The sequence below is a fragment of the Candidatus Marivariicella sp. genome (genome assembly GCF_983056325.1).
This window is the reverse complement of record NZ_CEZOWA010000002.1, coordinates 1-14,900: the sequence shown is the minus strand read 5'-3', so window position 1 is coordinate 14,900 and position 14,900 is coordinate 1. Positions and strand designations below refer to the sequence as shown.

The 14,900-nt window shown below is 31.1% G+C and carries 15 protein-coding genes; 8 read left to right on the top strand and 7 right to left on the bottom strand.

What is annotated here, in order from left to right; translation table 11 throughout:
* Nucleotides 1-102 precede the first annotated feature (102 nt).
* Nucleotides 103-1,149 carry a branched-chain amino acid aminotransferase gene (locus AC3ATN_RS00795; RefSeq protein ID WP_487531293.1) on the top strand — a complete coding sequence of 349 codons (1,047 nt, stop codon included), beginning with the start codon at nt 103-105 and terminating at the stop codon, nt 1,147-1,149.
* 3 nt (nt 1,150-1,152) lie between these two features.
* Here the strand turns inward: AC3ATN_RS00795 and AC3ATN_RS00790 are convergent, their stop codons facing one another.
* Complete coding sequence (locus AC3ATN_RS00790; protein WP_487531401.1) at nt 1,153-1,542, bottom strand: pyrophosphohydrolase domain-containing protein; 390 nt, start codon at nt 1,540-1,542, stop codon at nt 1,153-1,155.
* Nucleotides 1,543-1,812: 270 nt separating this feature from the next.
* Here AC3ATN_RS00790 and AC3ATN_RS00785 point away from each other — a divergent pair, with 270 nt between their 5' ends.
* From AC3ATN_RS00785 to AC3ATN_RS00760, 6 genes are all read left to right on the top strand, one after another.
* Nucleotides 1,813-2,391, top strand: a complete 579-nt coding sequence (locus AC3ATN_RS00785; protein WP_487531292.1) for a GyrI-like domain-containing protein — start codon at nt 1,813-1,815, stop codon at nt 2,389-2,391.
* A complete protein-coding gene (gene crcB, locus AC3ATN_RS00780) occupies nt 2,388-2,750 on the top strand; it encodes a fluoride efflux transporter CrcB (protein WP_487531291.1) in 363 nt (120 codons plus the stop codon). The genes AC3ATN_RS00785 and crcB overlap by 4 nt, the downstream gene beginning before the upstream one ends.
* Before the next feature lie 191 nt (nt 2,751-2,941).
* Entirely contained in the window at nt 2,942-3,280 is a 339-nt protein-coding gene (locus AC3ATN_RS00775; RefSeq protein ID WP_487531290.1) for a P-II family nitrogen regulator, read from the top strand.
* A gap of 23 nt (nt 3,281-3,303) precedes the next feature.
* Complete coding sequence (locus AC3ATN_RS00770) at nt 3,304-4,521, top strand: ammonium transporter (protein ID WP_487531289.1); 1,218 nt, start codon at nt 3,304-3,306, stop codon at nt 4,519-4,521.
* A gap of 15 nt (nt 4,522-4,536) precedes the next feature.
* Complete coding sequence (locus AC3ATN_RS00765) at nt 4,537-5,556, top strand: outer membrane beta-barrel protein (RefSeq protein WP_487531288.1); 1,020 nt, start codon at nt 4,537-4,539, stop codon at nt 5,554-5,556.
* A gap of 85 nt (nt 5,557-5,641) precedes the next feature.
* The gene (locus AC3ATN_RS00760; RefSeq protein WP_487531287.1) at nt 5,642-7,198 is read left to right on the top strand and encodes an amidohydrolase family protein; all 1,557 of its coding nucleotides are present in this window, start codon (nt 5,642-5,644) and stop codon (nt 7,196-7,198) included.
* A 28-nt stretch (nt 7,199-7,226) separates the two neighbouring features.
* Here the strand turns inward: AC3ATN_RS00760 and AC3ATN_RS00755 are convergent, their stop codons facing one another.
* The 5 genes from AC3ATN_RS00755 to AC3ATN_RS00735 all read right to left on the bottom strand — a co-directional run bounded on the left by AC3ATN_RS00755 (nt 7,227) and on the right by AC3ATN_RS00735 (nt 13,302).
* On the bottom strand, nt 7,227-8,012 hold the full coding sequence (locus AC3ATN_RS00755; RefSeq protein ID WP_487531286.1) for an alpha/beta fold hydrolase: 786 nt from the start codon (nt 8,010-8,012) through the stop codon (nt 7,227-7,229).
* Nucleotides 8,013-8,840 (bottom strand): orotidine-5'-phosphate decarboxylase, encoded by an 828-nt coding sequence (gene pyrF, locus AC3ATN_RS00750; protein ID WP_487531285.1) that lies wholly within the window; start codon nt 8,838-8,840, stop codon nt 8,013-8,015.
* Nucleotides 8,837-9,913, bottom strand: a complete 1,077-nt coding sequence (prfA, locus tag AC3ATN_RS00745) for a peptide chain release factor 1 (RefSeq protein WP_487531284.1) — start codon at nt 9,911-9,913, stop codon at nt 8,837-8,839. Before prfA ends, pyrF begins: the two co-directional genes overlap by 4 nt.
* A 33-nt stretch (nt 9,914-9,946) precedes the next feature.
* Nucleotides 9,947-11,116 carry an AIR synthase related protein gene (locus AC3ATN_RS00740; protein ID WP_487531283.1) on the bottom strand — a complete coding sequence of 390 codons (1,170 nt, stop codon included), beginning with the start codon at nt 11,114-11,116 and terminating at the stop codon, nt 9,947-9,949.
* A gap of 68 nt (nt 11,117-11,184) precedes the next feature.
* Nucleotides 11,185-13,302 (bottom strand): glutamine synthetase III family protein, encoded by a 2,118-nt coding sequence (locus AC3ATN_RS00735; protein WP_487531282.1) that lies wholly within the window; start codon nt 13,300-13,302, stop codon nt 11,185-11,187.
* 206 nt (nt 13,303-13,508) lie between these two features.
* On the opposite strand from AC3ATN_RS00735, the gene AC3ATN_RS00730 reads away from it, so the two are divergent.
* A complete protein-coding gene (locus tag AC3ATN_RS00730) occupies nt 13,509-14,519 on the top strand; it encodes a glutamine synthetase beta-grasp domain-containing protein (RefSeq protein ID WP_487531281.1) in 1,011 nt (336 codons plus the stop codon).
* Between the two features lie 54 nt (nt 14,520-14,573).
* Here the strand turns inward: AC3ATN_RS00730 and AC3ATN_RS00725 are convergent.
* A partial coding sequence (locus AC3ATN_RS00725) for a sodium:calcium antiporter (protein WP_487531280.1) occupies nt 14,574-14,900 on the bottom strand: 327 nt, incomplete at its 5' end.

The window sequence follows — 14,900 nt, the reverse complement described above, 5'->3', positions numbered from 1 at the left end:
TTTATTATTATTTTTCACAAAGCTTAAATTTTACAAAAAAAAATAGTGCACATAATGAAAATAAATTAATTTTAATTTTAATTTTGAGTAAAAATATTTTCGTTGGAAATACAAATAAATAAAAAATCAAAGATAAATCAGATTGACTTCAAAAATCTGTCTTTTGGAGAAGTTTTTTCAGACCACATGTTTGTTTGTGATTATTCAGATGGAAAATGGAATGATCCTACAATAATCCCTTATCAACCTCTGTCTATAGATCCTTCAATGAGTTCTCTTCATTACGGTCAATCTGTTTTTGAAGGAATGAAGGCTTATAAAGATAGTAATGGAAAAGTTTGGATGTTCAGGCCAAAAGAAAATTGGAAGCGCCTAAATAAATCTTGTGAGCGAATGAAAATACCATTGGTTCCAGAAGAGTATTTTATGAAAGGTTTAAAAAAACTAATTTCAATAGATTCTGATTGGGTTAAACCAGGACAGGGAAATTCACTTTATATAAGACCCTTTGTTTTTGCAAGTCAAGCAACAGTTCAAGCGTCTCCTTCAAATGAATATAAATTTATTATTATTTGTTCCCCTGCAAAATCATATTATAATGATTCTGAATTTAATGTTTTAATAGCCGAAGAATTCAGTAGAGCTGCAAATGGAGGTGTGGGATATGCAAAAGCTGCTGGAAATTATGGAGGTTCATTTTACCCTACTTCAATTGCCCAAGAGAAAGGATATCATCAAATAATTTGGACTGATGCTAAGGAACACAAATATATCGAAGAGGCAGGAACTATGAATGTCTTTGTTAGAATTGGAAATACATTAATCACAGCCCCAACAAACGATAGAATTCTTGACGGAGTAACAAGAAAAAGTACTATTCAAATTGCCGAAGATATGGGAATAACTGTTGAAGTTCGATCTCTAACTGTTGATGAATTAGTAGATGCCTCTAAAAGTGGTTCTTTAAAAGAAATTTTTGGGTCTGGGACTGCTGTAGTCATAATTCCTTTTTCAGGTTTTGGTTATAAAAAAATTGACTATAAGATTGAGTCAATGGAGAACTCATATGCTGAAAAAATAAAAAAAACAATTACTGAAATTCAATATAATATTTCTAATGACCCTTACAATTGGAGATTGGAGGTTTAAAATCTAACTTTTTTTAAATATTTCTTTGATATTGGGTTTGAAATAGTTTGGTCCCTTTAAAACTTTTCCATCTTCCCTATAAATAGGCTTACCATTCTCATCTAGCTTACTCATATTGCTTTCTTGAATCGCATCAAAAACTTCTTCAATTTTATGTTGCATACCGTGAGTCAAGATTGTTCCACATAATATGTATAACATATCTCCAAGCGCATCAGCTACTTCAACCATATCTTTATTTTGAGCAGCTGTCAAATATTCTTCATTTTCTTCTTGCATTAGGTTATATCTAAGTTGAATCTTTTCTAAACTCAAATTAATTGTAGGAGAGGAAGCATCAAGAATATTGAATGCATCATGAAATTTTTTAACAAATTCAATGGGTTTTTTAATCATAATATTTTTTTTACAAAATAACACAAAACATTAAAATATTCTATCTTTTGAACAGCATTCATTACTTTAGTAAAAAAAAATAATGTTTAGTTCTGGACAACTCCTTTTTGCAGTTTTTTTTGTTATTATTTTTTCAACAATAATATTCTATTCCTACAAAAGAGACAAAAAAGACCAAGAAGAATATTTTAAAGGAAGCTTTAAAATAATTTTATTTATGATCGGATTAGTTTTATCTCTTTTCTTAATTAAAATTTATACTCAGAAGTGATAAATAAATTTTATAAAAATTTAAACTATAACATAAAAGAAGCTGTAATTGTTTTTTCATTTATGTTGTTAATAATTATTGCAATAAGTCTATCGGGTTTTAAAAGCAGTAATAATTATAAAGGAAAACAACTTCATCAAGGTGGTTTATATATTGGAAAAATTCTTTCATCATCATCATTAAGTTTTGATAGAAATCAAAAACAAGAATTTAGAAAACTTAATAATTTTATAATTGATAATAATATATCTAAAAATGGATTTCCATTTATAATTTACACTTCAAAAACAGAAGAAGTAATACAATACATAGTTGCTTTACCAGTTGAAAGCTGTAAAAATATTAAATTACCACTAAAGTTCGTGTGTAATTATTTCCCCAAACAAGATGTATTAACTGTTATACATGAGGGTTACTTGTTCGATAGAAATAAAGCTTGGCACATACTAGATAGCGAAATATCGAAGCAAAATAAAAAAATATTTAATGCCCCTTTTGAGATTTTCTGGAAAGGTAATGAACAAAGTAGAGATTCAACAACCTGGATTACCGGGGTTTATTATCCAATTAAATGAAAATAATTAAAGAGATAATATTAGTTTTTTTAGGAGGTGGAATTGGATGTAGTATTCGATATATAATCAGTAGAATAAATCAAACTAATTCAAATAACTTTCCTTGGGGAACATTTTTAGTAAATCTCTTAGGGTGTTTTCTTATGGGGTTTTTCATGAATTGGGCTATTAAAAATTTTAAATCCGACTGGATAATTTTTTTAACTTTTGGAATTTGCGGTGGCCTAACAACTTTTTCAACTTTCAGTCATGAGTCATTTTTAATGATAAAAAATGATGATTGGTTGATGTTTTTTACTTACGTAATATCAAGTTTCATAATTGGTCTTTTAATGATTAAAATAGGATATGAAATCTAATTTTTAAATTAAAAAAACACCATACACCCCTATTTTTTTTGTACATATGTAAAATTTTATATATAATTTATTATTTATACCCTAAATTAATATGGGTATATATGATAAATTAATAATATTAATAAATACAACCCCCTTTTTTAGTGGGGGTATAAATTTTATAAAATATATTTGTAAAAAATCAGATAAATATGAAAAAAATTGAAGCAATAATTAGGAAATCAAAATTCCATGATGTTAAAAAAGCTCTACATGATGTAGAGGTTAATTTTTTTAGCTATTGGGATGTTACAGGAGTTGGAAATGAAAAACAAGGGCATGTTTACAGAGGGATATCATATAGCACAGCCGAAATACAAAGAAGATTTTTATCAATTGTAGTTAATGATGACTTTGTTCAACCGACAATAGACGCAATTATTAATTCTGGAGCTACAGATAAGGTTGGTGACGGAAAAATCTTCATTCTACCTGTTGAAAATGCTTATAGAATTAGAACTGGAGAAAAGGGGGGAAATTCATTAAATTAATATTAATAATTAAATTTTAAAAAATGGAAACAACAATTTTAACTATAAACAATGTGTGGATGATGATTTGCACTGCTTTAGTTTTTTTTATGCACTTAGGGTTCTCATTTTTAGAAATCGGATTAACGCAAAAGAAAAATACAGTGAACATACTATTTAAAAATTTTTTTGTAATTACAGTAGGTCTCTTGATGTATACTCTAGGCGGATTCAAATTAATGTATCCTGGTTTTGAAGAAGGTTCTTTAGGTATGTTAAAATTTGGTGGATTTGGAATTACGGCTCCTGAAGGAGGTATGAATTTTGGTTATGCAGATGGAGGATATACGTGGTGGACTGATTTCTTATTTCAAGGAATGTTTGCAGCAACTGCAGCAACAATTGTATCAGGGGCAGTTGCCGGTAGAATTAAATTAACATCATTCATGTTATTTACAATATTCTATGTTGGACTGGTTTATCCCGTTGTTGGATCGTGGAAATGGGGAGGTGGATTCTTACATACAATGGGGTTTTATGATTTTGCAGGATCTACTCTAGTGCACTCAGTTGGTGGATGGGCTGCACTAGTAGGAATATATCTTTTAGGTGCGAGAATTGGAAAATTTGATGAAAATGGAAAACCAAGGGTTTTACCTGCATCAAATATTCCACTCGCCGCTTCAGGGGTATTAATACTTTGGCTAGGCTGGTTTGGATTCAATGGTGGATCTGTTTTATCTGCAGATCCTTCACTAACCTCTCTTACACTAGTAACAACTTGTTTAGCTGCTGCTTCTGGTGGCGTAACATCCTCAATTTTAGCAAATATCCTATACAAAAAATATGATATAACGATGTTTATGAATGGAATTCTTGGAGGCTTAGTTGGTATTACAGCTGGAGCAGACCAAATGAGCCCAACAGACGCAATCCTTATTGGGTTTTTTGCAGGAATTATTATTGTTGCCGGTATTTCTTTAATAGATAAATTAAAACTTGATGATCCAGTAGGTGCAGTTGCTGTCCACCTAATATGTGGAATATGGGGAACATTAGCTGTTGGTATTTTTGGTGAAATGGCTGGATTTGAGCAATTTATAATTCAATTAAAATCAATACTTATAATAGCTTTATTCTGCATTGTATCATCTTTCATAATTTTTTACTCAATTAAAAAGTTGATTGGCCTAAGAGTTGATAAAGAAGAAGAAACTGAAGGCCTTGATATGGCTGAGCATGGAATGAAAGCATACGAATAATCTAAATCATTAATGATGAAAAATTTAAAAAACATAGCTCAAGTTTTATTAATGTCAACAGTATTTAGTTACGTTTTTGCTCAAGAAGCAGATGAAGACGCGAATTTTAGTATCACTGGGTCTGTTGACACCTACCTTCGTTATAACTTATCTAACGACTTCGACTCCAAACCTGGAACATCATTTGCTAATCTTCCTGGATTTTCTCTTGGTATGGCTAATATTATTATTGGATATGAAGGAGAAAAATCAGGTTTTGTTGCAGATTTAGTCTACGGACCAAAAGGAAAAGAGGCAGTTTTTAATTCTAAAGGATCTAGTAATATTGTAAATCAGATGTATGTTTATTTTAATTTTGGAGAAAACACAATAATTACATTGGGTAACTTCAACACTTTCCTTGGTTATGAAGTGATATCACCTATTGCTAATTTTAATTATTCTACTTCCTACATGTTTTCATACGGTCCTTTTTCACACACAGGTATTAAAGCTGACTTTTCTCTTTCAGATAATAGCTCACTAATGATTGGAATTTTAAACCCTACTGATATGACTGAAAGCAATCCTGATGACACATATTTATTGGGAGTTCAATATGGATTTAATGGACAGTATCTAAATTATTTAGGCGGTCAAGGGTATTCTCAAATTGATTATACAGGAGGTTTTGACATAGGAGAATCATTCTTTTTAGGAATTAATGCAACTTCTGCTTCTCAGGATTCGCCTGATGGTGATAGAGGTTTTTCAGGAGTTGCTCTATATCCTCAACTGATATTTTCTGAGTCATTCAGCCTTGGATTAAGAGGTGAGATGTTCTCTGATAAAAATAATTTTACTGGTATTTTTGGGAAAGCTTCAGGTGATGCTGATAACACTTCTCTAACAATCACAGGAAGTTATTCTTCTGGGAATATGATTCTTAAACCTGAAATAAGAATTGATAGTGCATCTGAAAAAATATTTAAAGATGGTTTAGATTCATCTGATAATTTAGCCTCATTTGTCATTGCAGCTATTTATTCTTTCTAACTGCTCTCGAGAGGTTTATGTGTTTGGTTTTTAACCCCCAGTTTGGTTTCTGGGGGTTTTTTATATCTTTAAATAAAAAAATTATATGAAAAATTTTCTATGTCTTTTTATATTAATAATAAGCTCAACCTACATATCGTCTCAAGAGTTGTCTGAAGGACCATTCTCCCAATTAATAATTAGAGGCGCAACACTTATAAATGGTAATGGAGCTCCTCCTATTGGACCTGTAGATATTGTTGTGGAGCGTGACATAATTGTTCAAATAAAAACAGTTGGTTATCCAGGAGTTGAAATAAAAAATAGTAGACGTCCTAAATTAAAAAATGGAGGTAAAGAAATTGATGCTTCTGGAATGTACATATTACCCGGTTTTATTGATATGCACGGACATATTGGCGGAACATCGCAGGGAGCAGACTGGGATTATGTATTTAAACTTTGGCTAGCTCATGGAGTAACTACAGTTAGAGAACCCAGTGGAAGAGGACTTAATTATACTTTAGATTTAAAGCAAAAGGCAGAAGAAAATGAAATAATAGCTCCTAGAATTATAGCATATACATCATTCGGTCAAGGCAGTATAAATGGTATTAACTCCCCTAAAGAAGCTATAGAATGGGTTCAAGAAAACAAAAAGAATGGGGCAGATGGAATTAAATTTTTTGGTGCAGATCCTAAAATAATGAAAGCAGCCTTGGTTGAAAACAAAAGACTCGGCCTTGGGTCTGCATGTCACCATGCTCAAATGAGTGTTGCAAGATGGAATGTTCTTCATTCTGCTAGAGCTGGATTAACCTCAATGGAGCATTGGTATGGACTTCCAGAGGCACTATTTGAAGATAGAACTGTTCAGGATTATCCTCTAGATTACAATTATCAAAATGAGCAACATAGGTTTGAAGAAGCTGGAAAACTCTGGAAGCAAGCTGCTTCTCCATTCTCAGATCATTGGAATTCAGTAATGAACGAATTAATAGATTTAGATTTTACACTAGATCCAACATTTAATATATATGAAGCTAGTAGAGATTTACATCGAGCAAGAAGAGCGGAATGGCATGAAAAATATACTCTTCCTTCACTATGGAGATTTTACGAGCCAAGTAAAGTATCTCATGGATCTTATTGGCATTTCTGGGGAACCGAGCAAGAAGTTGAATGGAAAAATAACTTCAAATTATGGATGACCTTCATAAATGAATATAAAAATAGAGGCGGAAGAGTAACTACTGGATCAGATTCAGGTTTTATTTATCAACTTTATGGATTCGCATACATTAGAGAACTTGAGCTACTTCGTGAAGCTGGATTTCATCCTCTTGAAGTAATTAGATCTGCAACACTCAATGGAGCTGAAGCACTTGGTATGGATAAAAGTATTGGCTCTATTGAAGTTGGAAAAAATGCTGACCTAATAATTATTGAAGAAAATCCATTAATAAATCTTAAAGTTTTGTACGGAACAGGAGCAATTAAATTAAATGAAAACAATGAAGTTGTAAGAGTTGGTGGGATAAAATATACAATTAGTAATGGTGTTATTTATGATTCAAAAGGACTCCTAAAACAAGTAGAGGAAACGGTCATTAAATCAAAAGAAAAAGAAAATTTTGTTTTAAAACAACCAGGTATTAAATAATAAAATTATTAGTCTTAAATTAATAAAACTACTTATTAAGATTGTGAATAAAAGAGAGCATACCCTTGTTAAAAAGTTCAGAACGCTCAACATTTACTACATGTCCACATTCTGGTAAGACAATAAGTTTTGAAAAACTATGTCTTGAAACAAGTTTTCTAACTGGTGTTAGAAATAAATAATCTTGTTCACCCATAATATATAAAGTAGGTATTTTAACCTCAATTTTTCTAAATATTTTAAGTAACGGAATAATCTCGGCTGTTAACTTATACCATCTTAAAAATTCCTTTCGGTAAAGCTTCCTAGCTTCTCTAACAAATAAAATTCTTGATTCTTTATGATTGGAGTTTGGCATTACAATCCATGCAAACATTTTATAAATTATCATGTATGGTAAAAAAGATTTAGTCCAATTTCCAAAATACATCATTAATCTAGATCGAAAATTTAATTTAATAATTGCACCTGCCATTATCATAGTTAAAACTCTTTCGGGGCAGATTTCCGCAATTTTTCTTATTAAAATTGTTCCTAATGAAATTCCAACAAAATGTGATTTTGATATTTTTTCTTTATCTAAAACTTCGATTATATCTTGGGTTACAACATCAAAAGTATACTTTGGCTGAAATGGATTAATTACAAGACTCTTAGAATTACCATGCCCCCTTAAGTCAATTAATAATAAATTAAAATATTTTGAAAAATACCTTATCTGTTTAAACCAGATTGATGAACTACCTCCAGCACCATGAATAAATGTTATCCATCGAGATTTATTTTTATTTCTATAAACTGAATAATGAAGCATTTATATAATCCCCTTGTTTATTAATTCTTTTTCCATGACTTTTTGAAGCTTTATAGCCTCTTCTCTAGCAAAAATACCAAACTCCAATCCATTATTTGCATAAATGATTTGGCGTGATGAATTAACGATTAATCCACATTGGTCGTTCATTCCTGCTTTGGCAACATCGCTTACATCTCCACCTTGAGCTCCAACCCCTGGAATCAAAAGAAATGAATTAGGGACTATATTTCTAATTTTTTTTATGAACTCAGATCTAGTAGCTCCAACAACATACATTATTTTTTCAGAATTTTTCCATGTTTTAGAAGACTTAATTACACTTTCAAATAAAGGTGTGTTATCGCTAGTTAAAAATTGGAAATCTTCAGCACCTTCGTTAGATGTAAGCGATAAAATAATTGCATATTTATTTTTAAAATTAAGAAAAGGCTCAATAGAGTCGCGTCCCATATATGGAGAAAGTGTTATTGAATCAAATGAAAGATTTTCAAAAAAAGCTTTAGCATAACGAGAAGCAGTATTTCCAATATCAGCCCGTTTAGCATCTGCAATACTAAAAACATTAGGATAATTAACAGAAAGATAATTACTTACTTTCTCCAACGACTCCCATCCTTTAGAACCATATGATTCAAAAAAGGCAATATTTGGCTTATAGGCTATTGCATATTTATGTGTTGAATCAATTATACCCTTACAAAAAGAAAAAATAGGGTCTTCTTCTGCCAAAAGATGTTTTGGAATTTTATTTAAATCAACATCTAAGCCAACACATAAGAAAGATCGTTTTTCCTTAATTTGTTCGAAAATATTTTTTTGATTCATATAAGTTCTGCTGAAGCTTTAAGTTTTTCAGTATTTTGATGAAGCTGAATTTCATTAATTATTTTAGAAATGTCTCCATTTATTATATTTTGAAGATCATATAGAGTTAGACCGATTCGGTGATCAGTTACTCTTCCCTGAGGGTAATTATATGTTCTTATTTTAGCCGATCTATCTCCAGAAGAAACCAAATTATTTCTTTTTTCTGAATCAGCCTCTAATTTTTTACTCAATTCAAGCTCATAAAGTCTTGATCTTAAAACTTTTAATGCCTTATCTTTATTTTTATGTTGAGACTTTTGATCTTGGCATTGAGCTACAATACCTGTTGGTTCATGAGTTAATCTTACTGCAGAGTATGTAGTATTCACAGATTGACCACCAGGACCTGAAGAACAGAAATAATCAACTCTAACTTCATTCATATCGATTTCTACATCAAACTCTTCAGCTTCTGGTAAAACCATGACAGTTGAAGCTGATGTATGAACCCTACCCTGTGTTTCAGTTTGAGGAACCCTTTGAACTCTGTGAACTCCTGATTCGTATTTTAATGTACCGTAAACTTCTTGTCCTGAAACCTCAAAAATAATTTCTTTGAATCCACCCGCAGTACCTTCACTAGAATCCACCAAACTAGTCTTCCATCCTTGATCTTGACAATATTTTATATACATTCTGTATAAGTCTCCAGCAAAGATACTTGCTTCATCCCCACCTGTTCCTGCTCTAATTTCTATTACGACATTTTTTTGATCTTCAGGATCTTTTGGTATTAATAAATACTTGATTTTTTCTTCTAATTCTGGAATTTGAGTCTTGGATTCTTCAATTTGAATTTTGGCCATTTCTATCATTTCAGAATCGGTCTCTTCTTTTAAAATTAATTCTGCTTCATCAATATTTGCAACTAAAGACATATAAACATCGCCTTGATCCATAATATTCTTTAAATCTTTATATTCTTTATTAATTTGAATATATTTTTTTTGATCAGATATTATATCAGGTTGTATTATTAAATCTGAGATCTCATCAAACCTTTGTTTAATAATGTTTAACTTATCTAACATTTCATGATTTATTAAGTTAAAATTACGATATAATTAATATATAAAATCACCTTGAGGTGTTTTAAGAGTAAGTTTATTAGTTTTAGAAGACTCAACCCTACCAATAACCTGAGCATTTACATTAAATCTTTTAGAAATTGAAATAATATCGTTTGCACATGAATTATCGACATAAAATTCCAATCTATGACCCATATTAAAAACCTGATACATCTCTCTTCCTGAAGTCCCAGATTCATTTTGGATAATTTTAAATAAAGGTGGAACAGGAAGAAAATTATCTTTAATCACATGGAGATTATTAATAAAGTGAAGTATTTTAGTTTGTGCTCCTCCACTGCAATGAATCATTCCATGAATATTTTTTCTACCTACTTCTTTAAAAACCTTCTGAACAATTGGCGCATAAGTTCTTGTAGGAGATAAAACTAATTTTCCAACATCAATGTCTAGCCCATCAACCGGATCAGTCAATTTTTTTTTTCCCGAATATACTAATGGAGTAGGTAATTTTGAGTCAAAGGTTTCAGGATATTTTTTCGCTAAATAATTTGCAAAAACATCATGTCTTGCAGAAGTTAATCCATTACTACCCATTCCACCGTTATAGGTATTTTCATATGTTGCATTTCCATAAGATGCAAGACCGATTATAACATCTCCAGATTTAATATTAGAATTATCAATAACATCCTCTCTCTTCATTCGAGCAGTAATTGTTGAATCTACTATCACCGTTCTAACAAGATCTCCGACATCGGCTGTTTCTCCCCCACAAGAAATAATATTTATATCATACTTTCTTAGATCTTCAATCAACTCTTGGGTTCCATTTATAATTGCTGAAATAACCTCAACAGGAATCAAGTTTTTATTTCTACCAATAGTTGAAGAAAGTAAGATATTGTTTGTTGCTCCAACACATATTAAATCATCAATATTCATTATTAAAGAATCTTGAGCTATCCCCTTCCAAACTGATAAGTCTCCTGTTTCCTTCCAATACAAATATGCCAATGAAGTTTTTGTTCCAGCTCCATCCGCATGCATCACTATGCAATGATCCTTACTACTGGTTAAGTAGTCCGGGATAATTTTACAAAAAGATTTTGGGAATAATCCCTTATCTAAATTTTTTATAGCGTTATGAACATCCTCTTTCTGAGCGGAAACACCGCGAAGACTATATCTGTTAGTTGACATATAACAAAAATACTTCAAGTATTTAAAATCACACTATATATTAGAATCTATTTTTAGAATTGGATTAATCAGTAACTAAACAAAAGTTCCCTATACTTTGCAAGTGGCCAAAGAGTATTATCTACTAATAACTCAAGTTTATCACAATGATATCTTATTGGTCCCATTTTAGTAAAAACTTGGCTAGAATAGGCTAAAGCTTTTTTTTGATGGTCAACTAGCTCATTTGCTTTTTTTCTAGAATGAATCATAGAATTTACCCCAGAATTTATAGCTGAAACATGTTCAGAAATTCTTTCGATTATAGACATTTGTTCATTGGCATATTTTTTAAAATCTTTCCCATAAATTTCTTTAAGACCAGTTACATTTTCAATGAGAGTATTTTGATAATTTATAGCTGTAGGAATTATATGATTTCTAGAAATATCACCTAATGTCCTTGCTTCAATTTGAATTTTCATAGTATATTCTTGAAGATCAACAATATATCTTGCTTCAATTTCTCTTTGTGATAAAATATTCAAAGATGAAAAAAGATTTATACTTTTTTTAAATAAATAAACTGGTAAAGCTTCAGGAGTTGATTTATTGTGACTCAATTTTCTTCTTTTAGCTTCTATTTTCCAATTATCTGAATAACCGTCTCCTTCAAATAATATTGGCTTTATTTCCTTTATCTGATCTCTTAAAATATTAAAAATAGCATCATCTTTTTTCATGGTTTTTTCAAAAACAAGATTGTCTACTTTTTTCTTAAACGAAATTAATTTTTCTGCAACCATAGCATTCAAAAACGTCATAGGCTTGGCACAGTTTGCTTTTGAACCTACAGCTCTAAATTCAAACTTATTTCCTGTAAAAGCAAAAGGTGAAGTTCTGTTTCTGTCTGTATTGTCCAGTAAAATTTCAGGAATCTTTCCAATTACATTTAATTTTAAATCTGTCTTTTCTTCAGGAGACAATTTACCTTTTGAGACGTTTTCTAAATCCTCTAATACTCTTGTTAATTGCTCACCAATAAACACTGATAAAATTGCAGGAGGAGCTTCATTTGCTCCTAATCTAAGATCATTGCTGGCACTTGAAATTGCAGCTCTTAAAAGTTCTTCATGATCTAAGACTGCTGAAATAGTATTTATAAAAAATGTTAAAAACTGTAGATTACTCATTGGAGTTTTACCTGGACTAAGTAAGTTAATTCCAGTATTGGTAGATAAGGACCAATTATTATGTTTACCTGAACCATTAATTCCTTCAAAAGGTTTTTCATGAAACAAAACCTCTAAATTGTGTTTATGAGCTACTTTATGCATAATATCCATCAGAAGAGAATTATGATCAACAGATAAGTTTACTTCCTCAAATATTGGAGCTAACTCAAATTGACTTGGAGCAACTTCGTTATGTCTAGTTTTAACGGGGATACCTAACCTTAAACACTCATATTCAAGCTCTTTCATAAACTCCAATATTCTACTTGGGATTGATCCAAAATAATGATCACTCAACTGTTGTCCTTTGGAAGATCCGTGACCTAACAATGTTCTTCCAGTTAACTTTAAGTCAGGTCTTGATTCCATTAGTGATTTATCAATTAAAAAATATTCTTGCTCCCAACCTAAAGTTGGATAAACCTTAGATACATTTTTATCAAAAAATTTACAGACTGAAGTCGCAGCTTGATCTAAAGATGCTATTGATTTTAATAAAGGAGTTTTATAATCCAAAGCTTCTCCTGTATATGAAACAAAAATTGTTGGTATACACAAAGTAGTGTCAAAAATAAAAGCAGGAGAAGTAGGGTCCCAAGCCGTGTATCCTCTAGCTTCAAAAGTATTTCTAATTCCTCCACTTGGAAAACTTGAAGCATCTGGTTCTTGTTGAACTAACTGGGCACCATCAAATTTTTCAAGTGCAAAACCATCAATAGTGATATCAAAAAAAGCATCATGCTTCTCAGCGGTTATTCCTGTAAGTGGTTGAAACCAATGTGAATAATGAGTTGCTCCTTTAGAAATAGCCCAGGATTTCATAGCTGCTGCTATTTGGTCTGCCAGAGTTCGAGATATTTTATTTCCTTTATCTGTTACTTCTTTTAAATTATTGTAAGATTCCTTATTTAAGTATTGTTTAAAGTTATTTTCATTAAACACACTTGTTCCAAAAATTTCAGAATGTTTCAAAATATTTATTTTTAATTAGAATCAAATATAAAGTTTTTTTAAAATTACGGGAGTAAATAGCATATCTATTAACAAATCAGTAATATAACCCCATAAAAACCTGGGTATTGATAAAAATTTATTCACATACAACATATTACACCCACTTAAAAGGGGTGTAACTTCAATAAATTATTAATTTTAGATTTTAAAATAAATATGTAATAATGAGCAAATCAAAACTTGAATATATATGGCTTGACGGTTACAAGCCCTCAGCTAATCTGAGAAGCAAAACTAAGGTGATAGAAAATTTCAATGGAAAATTATCTGAATGTCCAGTGTGGTCTTTTGACGGATCCTCAACCCTACAAGCAGAAGGGGGGTCTTCAGACTGTCTTTTAAAGCCAGTTGCAGTTTACCCAGACCCACTAAGAGTTAATGGTTTTTTGGTAATGACTGAAGTGTTAAATGCAGATGGTACAGCTCATGAATCTAACGCAAGAGCAACTATTGACGATAATGATAACGATTTTTGGTTTGGTTTTGAACAAGAATATTTTATTATGGATACTGACACTCAACTTCCCCTAGGATTCCCTGTGGGAGGCTATCCTGGTCCTCAAGGACTATATTATTGCTCAGTTGGAGGAAGAAATACTCATGGGAGAGATTTTGTAGAAGAACATGCTGATCTTTGTATTGATGCTGGTTTAAACTTCGAAGGAATAAATCAAGAAGTTGCAAGCGGTCAATGGGAATTTCAACTTTTTGCCAAAGGGGCAAAAAAAGCCGGAGATGAAATATGGATAGCGAGATATCTTCTAGATCGACTCACAGAACAATATGGCTACTATATTGAATACCACCCCAAACCAGTAAAGGGAGACTGGAACGGCTCAGGAATGCATGCTAATTTTTCAAATGAAATTCTTAGAACTTGTGGAGATAAAGCAACTTATGAAAAAATATGTGAAGCATTTAGGCCTGTAACTAAAGAGCATATTGCTGTTTACGGTCATGACAACCATCAAAGATTAACTGGTCTTCATGAAACTGCTTCTATCACTGATTTTAGTTATGGTGTTTCTGATAGAGGAGCTTCAATCCGAATACCTATAGCTACAGTAGAAAATGGATGGAAAGGATGGTTAGAAGATAGACGTCCAGCATCTAACGGAGATCCTTATAAAATTGCTTCAAGAATAGTAAAAACAGTTAAATCGGCAAAAATATAGTTCTTTTTCATTCTCCTAAAACACCCCTTAACTAAATAATTAATGGGTGTTTTTTTATATGAATACCAAAGGATATAAGAATGATAGGTAAATAGTTAATAATATAATACCCTCAATTTTACTTAGTTGATTTCGTTTAAAAAGAAAAACTAGTGGTAAAATCAAAAAAGAAATTGCAATCATCCACCAAATATCGTTATTTAAAAGCCCCATATCAACAACACCAACTGGAGCAATAATTGAAGTTATACCAAGAACTGCCAATAAATTAAATATATTAGATCCAATTAAGTTTCCAATTGAAATTGCCTTTTCCTTATTAATTACTGCTATAATTGAAGCAGAAAGTTCAGGGATACTTGTCCCTACAGAAATTATACT

Bases quoted from the DNA above. Each gene is read 5' to 3' on its own strand.
- AC3ATN_RS00765 (WP_487531288.1), top strand. From the start codon at position 4,537: ATGAAAAATTTAAAAAACATAGCTCAAGTTTTATTAATGTCAACAGTA.
- AC3ATN_RS00760 (WP_487531287.1), top strand. From the start codon at position 5,642: ATGAAAAATTTTCTATGTCTTTTTATATTAATAATAAGCTCAACCTAC.
- prfA (WP_487531284.1), bottom strand. From the start codon at position 9,913: ATGTTAGATAAGTTAAACATTATTAAACAAAGGTTTGATGAGATCTCA.
- AC3ATN_RS00770 (WP_487531289.1), top strand. From the start codon at position 3,304: ATGGAAACAACAATTTTAACTATAAACAATGTGTGGATGATGATTTGC.
- crcB (WP_487531291.1), top strand. From the start codon at position 2,388: ATGAAAATAATTAAAGAGATAATATTAGTTTTTTTAGGAGGTGGAATT.
- AC3ATN_RS00740 (WP_487531283.1), bottom strand. From the start codon at position 11,116: ATGTCAACTAACAGATATAGTCTTCGCGGTGTTTCCGCTCAGAAAGAG.
- AC3ATN_RS00775 (WP_487531290.1), top strand. From the start codon at position 2,942: ATGAAAAAAATTGAAGCAATAATTAGGAAATCAAAATTCCATGATGTT.
- AC3ATN_RS00730 (WP_487531281.1), top strand. From the start codon at position 13,509: ATGAGCAAATCAAAACTTGAATATATATGGCTTGACGGTTACAAGCCC.
- AC3ATN_RS00755 (WP_487531286.1), bottom strand. From the start codon at position 8,012: ATGCTTCATTATTCAGTTTATAGAAATAAAAATAAATCTCGATGGATA.
- pyrF (WP_487531285.1), bottom strand. From the start codon at position 8,840: ATGAATCAAAAAAATATTTTCGAACAAATTAAGGAAAAACGATCTTTC.